The sequence below is a fragment of the Pseudoalteromonas sp. GW168-MNA-CIBAN-0100 genome, assembly GCF_040309225.1.
GTDB lineage: Bacteria > Pseudomonadota > Gammaproteobacteria > Enterobacterales > Alteromonadaceae > Pseudoalteromonas > Pseudoalteromonas arctica.
The window spans coordinates 122475-134933 of the sequence record NZ_JBEOOL010000008.1; the positions used below are offsets into that span (position 1 = coordinate 122475).

General features: G+C 40.3%; 11 protein-coding genes, 4 tRNA genes and 1 pseudogene. 8 read left to right on the forward strand and 8 right to left on the reverse strand.

Going from position 1 to position 12459, the window contains the following annotated elements; translation table 11 throughout:
- Positions 1-81: 81 nt before the first annotated feature.
- The gene (gene hemE / locus AAEY62_RS06870; protein ID WP_002961084.1) at positions 82-1146 is read right to left on the reverse strand and encodes a uroporphyrinogen decarboxylase; all 1065 of its coding nucleotides are present in this window, start codon (positions 1144-1146) and stop codon (positions 82-84) included.
- 530 nt (positions 1147-1676) lie between these two features.
- On the opposite strand from hemE, the gene AAEY62_RS06875 reads away from it, so the two are divergent.
- On the forward strand, positions 1677-2147 hold the full coding sequence (locus AAEY62_RS06875; protein ID WP_007582240.1) for an Rsd/AlgQ family anti-sigma factor: 471 nt from the start codon (positions 1677-1679) through the stop codon (positions 2145-2147).
- Between the two features lie 65 nt (positions 2148-2212).
- Here AAEY62_RS06875 and fkpA read toward each other — a convergent pair.
- Positions 2213-2960: pseudogene (gene fkpA, locus AAEY62_RS06880) on the reverse strand (FKBP-type peptidyl-prolyl cis-trans isomerase).
- Positions 2961-3175: 215 nt separating this feature from the next.
- On the opposite strand from fkpA, the gene AAEY62_RS06885 reads away from it, so the two are divergent.
- A complete protein-coding gene (locus AAEY62_RS06885) occupies positions 3176-4174 on the forward strand; it encodes a WD40 repeat domain-containing protein (RefSeq protein ID WP_101162983.1) in 999 nt (332 codons plus the stop codon).
- Entirely contained in the window at positions 4161-4376 is a 216-nt protein-coding gene (locus AAEY62_RS06890; RefSeq protein WP_007378900.1) for a SlyX family protein, read from the forward strand. Before AAEY62_RS06885 ends, AAEY62_RS06890 begins: the two co-directional genes overlap by 14 nt.
- A 32-nt stretch (positions 4377-4408) precedes the next feature.
- Here the strand turns inward: AAEY62_RS06890 and AAEY62_RS06895 are convergent, their stop codons facing one another.
- On the reverse strand, positions 4409-4612 hold the full coding sequence (locus AAEY62_RS06895) for a YheV family putative zinc ribbon protein (protein WP_007378899.1): 204 nt from the start codon (positions 4610-4612) through the stop codon (positions 4409-4411).
- A 132-nt stretch (positions 4613-4744) separates the two neighbouring features.
- On the opposite strand from AAEY62_RS06895, the gene AAEY62_RS06900 reads away from it, so the two are divergent.
- The 5 genes from AAEY62_RS06900 (at position 4745) to AAEY62_RS06920 (ending at position 10460) form a co-directional block, all read left to right on the forward strand.
- On the forward strand, positions 4745-6667 hold the full coding sequence (locus AAEY62_RS06900; RefSeq protein WP_024589507.1) for an ATP-binding cassette domain-containing protein: 1923 nt from the start codon (positions 4745-4747) through the stop codon (positions 6665-6667).
- Positions 6651-7073 (forward strand): TIGR02444 family protein, encoded by a 423-nt coding sequence (locus tag AAEY62_RS06905; protein ID WP_101162982.1) that lies wholly within the window; start codon positions 6651-6653, stop codon positions 7071-7073. Before AAEY62_RS06900 ends, AAEY62_RS06905 begins: the two co-directional genes overlap by 17 nt.
- Before the next feature lie 882 nt (positions 7074-7955).
- Positions 7956-8948: a hydrolase gene (locus tag AAEY62_RS06910; protein ID WP_007582255.1), complete on the forward strand. Its 993-nt coding sequence runs from the start codon at positions 7956-7958 to the stop codon at positions 8946-8948.
- Complete coding sequence (locus tag AAEY62_RS06915; RefSeq protein WP_007582257.1) at positions 8945-9199, forward strand: YheU family protein; 255 nt, start codon at positions 8945-8947, stop codon at positions 9197-9199. Before AAEY62_RS06910 ends, AAEY62_RS06915 begins: the two co-directional genes overlap by 4 nt.
- Positions 9200-9263: 64 nt before the next feature.
- A complete protein-coding gene (locus tag AAEY62_RS06920; protein WP_101162985.1) occupies positions 9264-10460 on the forward strand; it encodes a dipeptidase in 1197 nt (398 codons plus the stop codon).
- 246 nt (positions 10461-10706) lie between these two features.
- Here AAEY62_RS06920 and tuf read toward each other — a convergent pair whose 3' ends face one another.
- From tuf to AAEY62_RS06945, 5 genes are all read right to left on the reverse strand, one after another.
- Positions 10707-11891: an elongation factor Tu gene (gene tuf / locus AAEY62_RS06925; protein ID WP_024589451.1), complete on the reverse strand. Its 1185-nt coding sequence runs from the start codon at positions 11889-11891 to the stop codon at positions 10707-10709.
- A gap of 128 nt (positions 11892-12019) precedes the next feature.
- A tRNA-Thr gene (locus tag AAEY62_RS06930) sits at positions 12020-12095 on the reverse strand.
- An 11-nt stretch (positions 12096-12106) separates the two neighbouring features.
- Positions 12107-12181 (reverse strand) — tRNA-Gly (locus AAEY62_RS06935).
- A gap of 44 nt (positions 12182-12225) precedes the next feature.
- A tRNA-Tyr gene (locus AAEY62_RS06940) sits at positions 12226-12310 on the reverse strand.
- Positions 12311-12350: 40 nt separating this feature from the next.
- Positions 12351-12426, reverse strand: a tRNA-Thr gene (locus AAEY62_RS06945).
- Between the last annotated feature and the right edge of the window lie 33 nt (positions 12427-12459).

Genomic DNA, 12459 nt, shown 5'->3' on the forward strand with positions numbered 1-12459 from the left:
CTTTATAAATAGGTAACAAAAAACCCGCAACTTAGCGGGTTTTTTACTTTTAAACAGTTTTAAAGTTTATTTAAGTAGCTATTACTTATGGTACTTAGCACTTAGCTCATGTACTGCATTAATGAATACACCAGCATTTTCAGGGTCTACATCTGGTGTAATACCGTGGCCTAAGTTAAACACGTGGCCATTGCCTGTACCGAAGTCTTCTAAAATAGTGCCTACTTCTTGACGAATACGCTCTGGTGTACCGTGTAACATAGATGGGTCCATATTACCTTGTAGAGCTACTTTATCACCCACACGGCGTTTAGCGTCGCTAATATTAATAGTCCAATCAAGACCAATTGCATCACAACCTGTTGCTGCAATAGCTTCAATCCATTGACCACCATTTTTAGTGAACAAAGTAACCGGTACTTTACGACCATCGTATTCACGAATTAAGCCATCTACAATTTTATGCATATATTGCAGTGAAAATTCGTTGTAATCGCGCGGGCTTAATACACCACCCCATGAGTCAAATACCATTAGCGATTGCGCGCCAGCTTTAATTTGAGCATTTAAATAATCAATAACTGAGTCAGCTAACTTATCGAGTAATAAATGAAGTGTTTGCGGCTCTGCAAACGCCATTTTTTTGATTTTACCAAATACTTTGCTGCTACCGCCTTCAACCATATAAGTTGCTAGCGTCCAAGGTGAACCAGAAAAACCAATAAGCGGTACTTCACCTTTAAGTTCACGACGAATAGTGCTTACTGCGTTCATTACGTAGCCAAGCTCGTCTGTAGGATCTAACTTTGGAATTTTTTTAACATCAGCAAGTGATGAAATAGGACGTTCAAACTTAGGGCCTTCGCCAGTTTCAAAGTAAAGACCTAAACCCATCGCATCTGGAATCGTTAAAATATCACTAAATAATATAGCGGCATCTAACGGGTAGCGACGTAATGGCTGCAGTGTTACTTCACATGCAAGCTCAGCATTACGGCACAGGCTCATAAAATCGCCCGCTTGTGCACGTGTAGCGCGATACTCTGGTAAATAGCGTCCTGCTTGGCGCATCATCCATACCGGAGTTACATCAACAGGTTGTTTTGCAAGTGCACGTAAATAACGGTCGTTTTTTAATTCGCTCATGGCGTAAATTATCCTAAGACTTGTATAAATTGTGCAAGATTGTACCACCATATTCTCCGACCCTCTATTGCTTAGGGACGAAAACAATATTCCCTAGAGGCAGATCAATATAATGGCGTGCTTTAATCCATTTTGACTATAAAACAAGCAAAAAAGAATAACATTTAAAACTTTTTATTAATATGTTTGCAACATTACAAAAACCTTGTTATTGTTTGTCCCGCGTTAACAAAAACAATAATAAAAATCTTAAAACAATAAAAATAAATGTTTTAAAATAATAACAATAAAAATCATCTCATAAAAATAAGAAAGCTTGTTATAACAAGTCACTGAAAGAAATTAGACCACCGTAACTGGTGGTTTTTTCTTGCCTAAAATAAAATCCCTCGCCTTAGATTATATAAAAAGGTACACCCCTCAAAGTAGCTCAACTTTACTTGTTGATATACTCGCAAATTAAATATATCTTGATGTACATAAACTTATTATATTCTAATTGAAAGACCAACCCAGCTAGGAGAACAGTTATGCTGACGCGTGTAGAAAAAGCTCAACAAAAATGGGGTGGTAGCCACACAGTAATTGATAAATGGCTAAACGAACGCCAAGACCTTATTGTACTTTATTGCAAAATTGCAGGTTTTACGCCGTACGAAAAACAAGATCAAGCATTGCCAGAGCCAAAACTAATTGAATCATTTTGCCAACTTTTAATGGATTACCTATCTGCGGGCCATTTTGAAGTGTATGACGATATAGCAAAAGCATGTGAAAAAAAGGGCTTACAGAGCCAAGAGCTTGCAAACTCTATTTACCCGCGTATTTCCAGTACAACCGACATAGCGTTAGATTTTAATGATAAGTACGCTGAAGTAGACAAAGAAGACTTGTTAAAGGGTTTTGATGATGACTTGTCTGTTATTGGTGAGGCATTAGAAGCACGCTTTGCACTTGAAGATGAGCTTATTGATAACTTGTTTTCTAATCACGCAAACTAATATGTTATTTACGCATATTAAAAAAGGGACCTAAGGTCCCTTTTTGCATTTACACAATAAACTTATTATTGTGCTGGTGCTTCTTCATTTTGAATTTCAAGTAATTCAACTTCAAATACAAGTGTTGAATTAGCTGGAATCTTACCTAAGTCACGGTCGCCGTAAGCAAGTTCTGAAGGAATAGTGAACTTGTACTTAGAACCCACTGACATAAGTTGTAAACCTTCAGTCCAACCAGCAATTACGCGGTTAAGAGGGAAAGTTGTAGGTTCGTTACGTGCATATGAGCTATCAAACTCAGTACCGTCTAATAAAGTACCTTTGTAGTGTACTTTAACTACATCAGTTGCTACTGGCTTTTCGCCATCGCCTTCGCTAAGTACTTCATACTGCAGGCCAGACTCAGTTACTGTAACGCCTTCTTTTTTAGCGTTGTCAGCTAGGTATTTAACACCCGCTTCTTTGCTTTTTTCAGACTCTACTTTTGCTTTTTCTTCTTGCTTAGTGCGTACTGATGTATCTAGTTCAGTTAATACTTCGCGAATTTTTTCTTCGTCAATTTTTGCATTACCAGCAAGTGCATCTTCAAAACCACGGATTAGAAGTGCTTGGTCTAGTTCAATACCAATTTCTGTTTTGTCTGCTAAGTCTTTATTTAAAAAGTTACCTACAGATGCACCAATACCGTATGCTTGTTGCTGTTCTACAGTGTCTAATTTAACTTCAGCTTGTTCTTTTTTTTGTTTCTTGATTACAAGCTGTAAGCGCTAAAACTGACGCTGCAATCAATGACAATCTAATCGTCTTTTTCATTTTAAATCTCCGACACACTTTGCAGTTGTCATTTTAATGTATTATTACTAGTTAAAGATTAACGGCCCACATGATAGGCTGCTTGTTTAATGACTAAATTCCACATTGTTAGCTAAACTAAAAACATATCCAGTGATTAGACAAACAACCTAGGCATTTAACGCGTCCTAGTCTAACCTCTCAGTCACTAAGAGTTAAGGGGAAATACCTGTAATATGTCGATATTTCGTACTTTTTTAATCGTATTTAGCTGTTTTTTAGCCATCGCCTGTACCGATAAAAAACAACACGCTGTAGCAAGTTACGAACATGCTGCACAAGGTGCGTTTTCATCAACACTTTCAAACGATGGTAAATACAGTTTGATCTCCTCTATCAACCATGGGGTCGCCCTGTGGGATAATCAACAGCAGGTACTAAAATACCAATGGTTTCAGCAGCAAGATCAAGACAGTTTGGTATACGCCGTTGCTATTGCTTTTGATAACAGCGTGGCTGTTACCGCCGAAAAAACCACGTTTGCTGTGTGGGATATAGCCACAGGCAAAAATAAAGGTTATTACAAAATACAAAAAGCCAGTATTCGCGATATTGCTATTAGCAATCAAGGCCGTAGTGTTTTATACGGCCGTAGCGACGGCGTTGTCGTATTTGTAAACCTAGAAACCGGACGTCGTATTGAGTTTTTAGGTCATCAAGATAAAGTTAACACCGTTGACCTATCACCTAACGGACGCTACGCCTTAAGTGGTTCTAACGATTATGTTGCTTACTTTTGGGATACACGTACAGGGCAAGTAATTCATCGTTTTAATCACCCAACGCGTGTTACCCAAGTGACGCTCGATCCACAAGGTCGCTATGCGTTTACGGCCGATAGTATGGCACAAGCAAATGTATGGAAGCTGACTACAGGTGATCTTGTGAGTAAACTGAAGTATATTGCGCGTCAGAAAATTTTTACTGCTGTGCGTTTTAACGAACAAGGCACTTTGCTTGCAACCGGCTCACCAAATAAGCGCGTAGATTTGTGGCAAATACCAAGCGGTGAAAAAATTCAAACTTGGCAGGTTACCCCGCGCGAAGGCAGTAAGCCTAAATCGGCGGTGGTGCTAGATGTGACATTTACAGATAACGGTAAGTCGTTGTTAACCGAAAGCTCCAGCGGTATCGCAGAGCGATTTATTATACGAGAGAATAATGAACACAATTGAACATCGCTTAATGGAACTTGAAGCCAAAGTGGCTTTTCAAGACGAAACAATTGAAGTCTTAAATGATGAAATAAAAGTGCACCAGCAACTTTTAGCAAAAATGAAACGCCAAACTGAGCTGCTAGCAGAAAAAATTAAAGAGTCGCAGTCATCATCGTCTATGATGTCTGAAGCACCTGAGCCGCCTCCGCCGCATTACTAAAACCGGTAAAAATTAGGCAATAAAAAACCGGGTTAGTCGCCCGGTTTAAATACACCAATTACTTGTTCAAATTGGCGAGTAGACGCCTGAACAGCGTTATCGGGTTGCGCCATTTTATGACCACACTCAACACACTCTACTTTTTCAACATCATGTTCTCTGTATAGCATCATAGTATCCATGGCTTTGCAGTCAGGGCACGATGCACCAGCAATAAATCGCTTCTTTTGTCTCACAACATTTTTCCTGTGGTTTGAACTGCCGCTATTTTATCGTATAACTTCACTTGTTGATACGCTTGATAAGAGCATTAAGTTCTATGTTATGATAGCGCCAACTTAACAAGGGCACAGCAAAGTAACGCATTCATGATCCAAATCTCAGAAATAGAACTACTTCGTGGCGGTAAAGCCTTATTAAAAAACGCATCAGCTACGTTATTCCCAGAGCACAAAGTAGGCCTTGTTGGCGCTAATGGCTGTGGAAAATCAACGCTATTTGGTTTACTAAAATCAGAACTGCAACTAGATGCCGGTAACTGCAGCATTCCAAAAGATTGGTCTATTGCCTCTGTTAAGCAAGAGACACCTGCACTTGAAATAAGCGCGATTGATTATGTACTTCAAGGCCACCCAGAATACTACGCAATGCGCATAGCACTGCGTGAGGCCGAGAAAAACAACGATGGCGACACACAAGCCAAAGTACATATTCAGCTTGAAAACATTAAAGGCTACAGCATTGAATCAACCGCAGGTGAGCTATTACACGGCTTAGGCTTTGCCAATAACCTAATAGAAAACCCTGTCAGCTCGTTTTCGGGTGGTTGGCGTATGCGTTTAAACCTTGCCCAAGCATTAATACGCGACGCCGATTTACTATTACTCGATGAGCCAACAAATCACCTTGATTTAGATGCCGTTTATTGGCTTGAACGCTTTTTACGTGCTTATACCGGCACCCTTGTACTTATATCGCATGACCGTGAGTTTTTAGATGCGGTGGTTGACCAAATTTGGCATGTAGATAAGCAACTTATCAATGTGTACAAAGGTAACTACTCGCAGTTTGAACGCCAAAAAGCAGAGCGTTTACTACAACAACAAGCAATGTTTGATAAGCAGCAAGATCAAATTGCACACTTAGAGCAATTTATAACGCGCTTTAAAGCAAAAGCCAGTAAAGCTAAACAAGCACAAAGCCGTGTAAAAGCACTGGAACGCATGGAAAAACTAGCGCCAGCACATGCCGACTCGCCATTTAACTTTGAGTTTGCAGAGCCAAAAGCATTACCAAACCCACTAATGACAATAGATAAAGCCAAAGCGGGTTATGGTGACGTCACTATTTTAAATAATATAGAGCTAAACCTTGTACCAGGTAGCCGAATTGCTTTACTTGGTCGAAATGGCGCGGGTAAATCAACGTTAATTAAACTGCTTTCTGGTGATTTAGAGCCGCAAGCGGGCGAAGTTATTCAGCATCACGGATTAAATATTGGTTACTTTGCGCAGCATCAGCTGGAATCTCTTGATTTAAAAGCCAGTGCAATAACGCACATACAACGACTAGACCCAAAAGCCACTGAACAATCACTACGTGACTTTTTAGGCGGCTTTGCCTTCATTGGCGATAAAGCACTTGAGCCTGTAGCCCCATTTTCGGGCGGCGAAAAAGCACGTTTAGTGCTTGCCATGTTGGTATATCAAAAGCCAAACTTATTATTACTGGATGAGCCAACCAACCACCTTGATTTAGAAATGCGCCATGCACTTGTTATGGCACTACAAGGCTTTGAAGGCGCTATGGTTACCGTATCGCATGATCGCCATATGCTTAAAAATACTGCCGATGAGTTTTACTTAGTAGATGACGGCAAAGTAACTCAGTTTGGCTACGACTTAGATGCATATTATCAATGGTTACTTAACGCGAATAAAGAAGCGGTTAAAGCGCAGCAAACCGACGAGCCTAAAGCAAACCCAGGCGTTAACCGAAAAGAGCAAAAGCGCTTAGAGGCTGAATTTAGAAAAGCCACTCAGCCACTTAAAAAGCAAATTGAAAAGCTTGAAAAGCAACTCGATAAATTTACCGCCGAATTAAGTGAAGTTGAAGTGACCTTAGGTGATAACGAACTGTACAACGACGACAACAAAGCCAAGCTTAAAGAGTTATTAGCCAAGCAAGCAACCCTTACGCCTAAGCTTAACGACGTTGAAGAAGAGCTACTTATGGCACTTGAAGAAATGGAAGAAAAAGAGCAGGCATTCGCCGATGAACTTGCTCAATAGCGACCATTTTTGGCAGTTTGCGTGCACCTTGTACGCAAAGCCTGATCAACAAACAACCTTGCTGGCACTACAAAACCAGCAAGGAAAAAATGTTAATTTATGCTTATTACTGCTTTATTTAGATTCATTAAATTTAAGTGTTAATGCTCAACAACTAAATACATTAATAAACGTAATTAGTGAGTTTGATACTCACGCATTACAACCTCTGCGCGCTGCCCGTAGCTATTTAAAAGCTAATCAGAATACGATAAGTGATTACGCCACAATACGCGCAGAGTTACTAAGCACTGAGCTAAAGCTTGAAAAACAACAGCAACATATGTTGATTGAAGCAGTAAATGAGTTTGAATTAATCGAGCATGCAGCACCAAACAATATTGAGCTGTATATGAAAGCCACTTAGGCTGCTACTTTTTATACCCTCTTCTACTGCTCATTCTATTTTCTTTGTGCAAAAAACCTTTAAGTAATTTATTCACAAAGAGGTTAAGAGCCGCTTCGCTTTTAGAGGAAAAACAAACTAGATTACTTAGATAAAAATATAAATATTGAGCGATTGTTTAGCTCAGCATTTTATTACCCTGCCCTAATTTTCTTCTCTTTTTCTTCTTTTTGCGCAAAGACCTTTAAGTAATTTACTCACAAAGAGGTTAAGAGGCGCTTCGCTTTTAGAGGAAAACAAACTAAATTACTTAGATATAAATATTGAGCAGTTTGTTGCTCTACCCTCATTTACTTCTCATTCTTTTCTCTTTGTGCAAAAAATCTTTAAGTGGTTTACTCAAAAAAGTTAAAAGCGCTACGCTTTTAGATAAAGTGAAAAAACATGGATTACAATCAGCTCACTATTTCAAGCGAAAAACTCTCTTAGCTCTCAGTGGTAATAACTTAGTAGCCTTTAAAGCATGATCTAAATCAACTTAGCTTCACCCCTATATCTGCTTATGTAAATAACTTGATCTCGATCACGTTGCGACCTGCAAACACCGCCTATGATTAACCCATCAACAACGAGGGGAACAACTCATGAACGTATTCTTTAGAGACTTTTTTACAGATCCAGTTTTATTTATGTCTTTTGGGTTTTTAACCATCGTTGTTTCTTTGTGTATATTTTTTGCTTTTTTCTTTTTGAAAAAAATACATGATGCAGAAATCCCCGAACAAAATTAAGCACGACGCACTAAAGCGCCTTATTAGTTTACTAGTTAGGCGCTTTTTATTTTCTGAAGCGAAAAATTTGGTACACTAGCTTTTCGTTTAATACAAAGTGCGTAGTACAAACATGATCTCTCAGTTCAAACCAGCATGGTGGATGACCAATCGTCACGTTCAAACCATAATGCCGCGTTTTTTCCGCCCATTTCACCACACTCGCTACGAACTTGAGCAACTTGATACACCTGATGGTGACTTTATTGAGCTAGCATGGTCACTTCCACATAACGAAACCGCTCCACTTGCCGTTGTTTTACATGGCCTTGAGGGCAACATAAATAGCTTTTATGCTAAAGGCATGATGAAGGCGTTAAAAAAGCAAGGTTATGCAGTGGTGCTTATGCACTTTAGAAATTGCTCAACTGAAGTCAATCGCCTACCTCGCGCTTATCACAGCGGTGACACCGCCGATTTAGCCTTTTTTATAAATCACTTAAAGCTGCAATTTCCTGAGCGCACTATGGTCGCTGTAGGTTTTTCGTTAGGCGGTAACGTACTGGCCAAATACTTAGGTGAACAATCACAAGCATGCCCACTAAGTGCTGCAGCGGTGGTATCTGCTCCTTATGATTTGTCGTCATCAAGCGATGTTATTCGTAAAAGCTTAGGTAAAATTTACCAAAAATATCTGCTCGATCGCATGAAAAAATCAATGCAGCGAAAGCTACCACAAATTAAGCAGCAAATTTCATTAACGCCAAAACAGTTAATGAAAATTGACGATTTATTAGAGTTTGATAATCAGTTAACAGCCCCTCTGCATGGTTTTGAAAACGCACACGATTACTATCGCAAAGCCAGTGCAATGCCGTACTTAAAAGATATCGCTATACCTACACTTATTATTCATGCAAAAGACGACCCTATGCTCTCAATTAAGGCCGTACCAAGTAGGCAAGACGTAAGTGAGCATGTTACGCTGCGCATCTCTGACAAAGGCGGACACGTTGGTTTTATTAGCGGTAAAAATCCGTTTAAGCCTATATTTTGGTTAGAGAAAGCCGTGCCATGCTATTTTGGGCAACATGTTTTAGGCAACGCAAACAAAGAGCAATTATGATTATCCCTTTTGAACAACTCGATAAAGATACACTATACAACCTAATAGAAAGCTATGTGCTGCGCGAAGGCACCGATTATGGCGAAGTAGAAGCAAGCATCGAATCTAAAGTTAACCAAGTTAAGCTACAGCTTAAAAATGGCGAAGCAATGGTGTTTTTCTCAGAATTACATGAGTCAGTTACTATTATTTCTAAGGGCGAATTTAAAGCGCTGCAAAGTGAAGAGCATCAAGCAGAGGCGTTTGATTAAGGTGTAGTACTTGTAACTTTTGAATTGAACGTACACAATGGCTTTTTACCCAAAGAGCCAAAACATGATAAAACTCAGCACTCTAGTGGTAGCCATATCACTAGCTTTAACTAGCCAAGCCCAAGCAGAACCAACAATAACAGCATCTGGCAAGGCAATTAAACTCGCTAAAGACACCATTTTAATTGATACCCATATCGACGTACCTTATCGAATTCACGAAAGCTGGGTTGATGTAACTAAAGCGACAACTGATGGCGATTTTGACTACCCTCGCGCTGTAAAAGGCGGTTTAAACGCACCGTTTATGTCGATTTATATTCCTGCGCATTTGGAATTTGAAGGTAAAGGAAAAAGCTACCAGCTAGCCAATCAAATGATTGATAGTATGGAAGCCATAGCCCAGCGCGCGCCCGATAAGTTTGCTATTGCTAGCTCAAGTACTGATATAGAAGAGCAATTTAAACAAGGCAAGCTTTCTATAGCGATGGGTATGGAAAACGGCTCTCCTATTGAAGGGGATATGAAAAACCTTCAGCACTTTTACGACCGTGGCATTCGCTACATTACGCTAGCGCACTCGCAAAGCAACCATATTTCGGATTCGTCTTACGATATACGCCGTAAATGGAAAGGCTTGAGCCCATTTGGTAAAAAGCTTGTCACTGAAATGAATAATATTGGTATGCTAATCGACGTTTCGCATATTTCTGATGATGCGTTTTATCAGGTTATGGATCTATCTAAAACACCCGTAATTGCCTCACATTCATCACTTCGTAAATACACGCCTGGCTTTGAGCGTAATATGAATGACGATATGCTATTGGCACTTAAAGAAAATGGCGGCGTTATTCAAATTAACTTTGGCTCAAGCTTTGTTACCGCTAAAGCAGGCAGTTGGGGCAAGCAGTTAAAAAGCAAAAAAGAGTCCGTTAAAAAAGACGGCACTAAATTAAGCAAAGATTTTGATGCTGCATACCGTGCTAAAAACCCATACCCATTTGCAAGCCTTGAGCAAGTACTTGACCATATTGATCACGTAGTTGAGCTAATTGGTATTGATTATGTAGGTATTGGCTCTGATTATGATGGAGTTGGCGATTCATTACCTATCGGTTTAAAAGATGTATCTAGCTATCCTAATCTTGTTCAAGGTTTAATGGACAGAGATTACAGCGACAAAGATATTAAAAAGATTCTTAGCGGTAATTTATTAAGAGTTTTAAAACAAGCTGAAGAGTATGCGAAAAAGCATTAAAGCTTTTATCATATATTAGTAATTGGCTAAAAGACCAAGAGCTAACTCAATATAAGCACGGCCTAGCCGTGCTTTTTTTATATCTAAGAGCTCAGTTATTTTCAGCAACCTTTTTCCTCGGGTTTCGTAAAACTCAACCTAAGCTACGGCAATAAAGCTATACCTAGGAGCAAATCACTTTTCTTCAGGCATTAAAAAAGGCCACCTGAGTGACCTTTTTCTAACAATTAACTTTAACGTTAATTATTACGCTACGATAGTTGCTACAACACCAGCACCTACAGTACGACCACCTTCACGGATAGCAAAACGAAGACCTTCATCCATCGCGATTGGTGCGATTAGAGTTACTGTCATCTTGATGTTATCACCAGGCATTACCATTTCTACGCCATCTGGTAACTGTACGTCACCTGTTACGTCAGTTGTACGGAAGTAGAACTGTGGACGGTAACCTTTGAAGAATGGAGTATGACGACCACCTTCATCTTTCGAAAGTACGTATACTTCTGAAGTGAATGTAGTATGTGGGTTGATTGAACCAGGCTTAGCTAGTACTTGACCACGTTCAACGTCTTCACGTTTAGTACCACGTAGAAGTGCGCCGATGTTTTCGCCAGCACGACCTTCGTCTAGAAGCTTACGGAACATTTCAACACCAGTACAAGTAGAACGAGTTGTATCATTGATACCAACAATTTCTACTTCGTCATTGATGCGGATGATACCAGCTTCAACACGACCAGTTACAACAGTACCACGACCCTGGATTGAGAAAACGTCTTCGATAGGCATGATGAAAGGCTTATCGATGTCACGCTCTGGCTCTGGGATGTAAGTATCAAGTGCGTTTGCAAGCTCAACAATCTTATCTTCCCACTCTTTCTCGCCTTCTAACGCTTTAAGCGCAGAACCCGCGATTAGAGGTAAGTCATCACCTGGGAAATCGTATTCTGAAAGAAGTTCACGAACTTCCATTTCTACTAGTTCAAGTAGCTCTTCGTCATCTACCATGTCACATTTGTTCATGAACACGATGATGTAAGGAACGCCAACTTGACGAGAAAGAAGGATGTGCTCACGCGTTTGTGGCATAGGGCCATCAGTCGCAGCAACTACTAAGATCGCGCCGTCCATTTGAGCAGCACCAGTGATCATGTTTTTAACATAATCGGCGTGACCAGGACAATCTACGTGTGCGTAGTGACGTGAAGGAGTATCGTATTCAACGTGAGACGTTGAAATAGTGATACCACGTTCGCGCTCTTCTGGAGCGTTGTCGATTGATGCGAAATCTTTAGCAACACCGCCGTATACTTTTGCAAGTACGTTAGTGATTGCTGCAGTTAGTGTAGTTTTACCGTGGTCAACGTGGCCGATTGTACCAACGTTTACGTGCGGTTTTACGCGTTCAAACTTTTCTTTTGCCATGACGGAACCTATCAGTTTTGTGTATCTAAATTACATATGAAAATAATCCACCAGAGGTAGATTAAGTTAATTTTTTCAAATAGTATTTTCTGACAGATAAAGGAAGTAATCAAGGAGATTCTTAGGACTGGTGCTGATAGGCAGATTCGAACTGCCGACCTCACCCTTACCAAGGGTGCGCTCTACCAACTGAGCTATATCAGCAACACAAGAACTGGAGCGGGCAGCGGGAATCGAACCCGCATCATCAGCTTGGAAGGCTGAGGTAATAGCCATTATACGATGCCCGCATAAAAATCTGTTCTTAAACTACCTCTAACCGTCAAGAATAAAGTGGTGGAGGGAGCTGGATTCGAACCAGCGAAGGCTGAGCCGTCAGATTTACAGTCTGATCCCTTTGGCCGCTCGGGAACCCCTCCACGATAATTCTCTACTAATTCACTTCCGGTAAAAGGAAAGTGGTGCCGACTAACCGAGTCGAACGGTTGACCTACTGATTACAAGTCAGTTGCTCTACCAGCTGAGCTAAGTCGGCACTGCTTTAGTACGGGGCGAGATATTAGAGTAA

Bases quoted from the DNA above. Each gene is read 5' to 3' on its own strand.
- AAEY62_RS06915 (WP_007582257.1), top strand. From the start codon at position 8,945: ATGATTATCCCTTTTGAACAACTCGATAAAGATACACTATACAACCTA.
- AAEY62_RS06885 (WP_101162983.1), top strand. From the start codon at position 3,176: ATGTCGATATTTCGTACTTTTTTAATCGTATTTAGCTGTTTTTTAGCC.
- AAEY62_RS06890 (WP_007378900.1), top strand. From the start codon at position 4,161: ATGAACACAATTGAACATCGCTTAATGGAACTTGAAGCCAAAGTGGCT.
- hemE (WP_002961084.1), bottom strand. From the start codon at position 1,146: ATGAGCGAATTAAAAAACGACCGTTATTTACGTGCACTTGCAAAACAA.
- AAEY62_RS06910 (WP_007582255.1), top strand. From the start codon at position 7,956: ATGATCTCTCAGTTCAAACCAGCATGGTGGATGACCAATCGTCACGTT.
- AAEY62_RS06900 (WP_024589507.1), top strand. From the start codon at position 4,745: ATGATCCAAATCTCAGAAATAGAACTACTTCGTGGCGGTAAAGCCTTA.
- AAEY62_RS06875 (WP_007582240.1), top strand. From the start codon at position 1,677: ATGCTGACGCGTGTAGAAAAAGCTCAACAAAAATGGGGTGGTAGCCAC.
- AAEY62_RS06920 (WP_101162985.1), top strand. From the start codon at position 9,264: ATGATAAAACTCAGCACTCTAGTGGTAGCCATATCACTAGCTTTAACT.
- tuf (WP_024589451.1), bottom strand. From the start codon at position 11,891: ATGGCAAAAGAAAAGTTTGAACGCGTAAAACCGCACGTAAACGTTGGT.
- AAEY62_RS06905 (WP_101162982.1), top strand. From the start codon at position 6,651: ATGAACTTGCTCAATAGCGACCATTTTTGGCAGTTTGCGTGCACCTTG.